The sequence below is a fragment of the Streptomyces sp. SD15 genome, assembly GCF_054462255.1.
On sequence record NZ_JBTLMO010000166.1, the window covers coordinates 1 to 556 of the forward strand.

Here is a 556-nt window from a genome sequence, read left to right on the forward strand (position 1 = left end):
CGGCGGTGACGACCACGACGGTGGCTTCGTCGCCGGATCCGTCGGTGGTGGGGCAGTCGGTGAGTTTCACGGCGACGGTGGCGCCGGTGGCGCCGGGTGCGGGCACGCCGACGGGGACGGTCACCTTCGACTTCGGTGACGGGTCGCCGACCCAGAGCGGCACCCTGGTGGGCGGTACGGCGACGGTGACCCACGCCTACACGACCACAACCGGCAGTCCGTTCACCGTCACCGCCACGTATGCCGGGAACAGCAACTTCGCTGGTTCCTCGGACACCGACACGCACACCGTCAGTCAGTCGGCCACGACCACGACGGTCACGTCCGCGCCGGATCCGTCGACGGTCGGCGAGGAGGTGACCATCACCACGACGGTGGCGCCGGTCGCGCCGGGGACCGGCACGCCCACGGGGAATGTCACGATCAACTTCGGCGACGGCAGCCCGGCCGAGACGGTGACTTTGGTGGGCGGTACCGCGACGGTGACCCACACCTACACCACGACAACCGGCAGTCCGTTCACCATCAGCGCCTCCTACGGCGGTGACAGCAACTT

The 556-nt window shown here is 69.4% G+C and carries 1 protein-coding gene; it reads left to right on the top strand.

Going from position 1 to position 556, the window contains the following annotated elements; translation table 11 throughout:
• Positions 1–77: 77 nt before the first annotated feature.
• The coding region (locus tag ACX28W_RS44030) for an Ig-like domain repeat protein (protein ID WP_459005711.1) at positions 78–556 on the top strand (479 nt) is incomplete at its 3' end.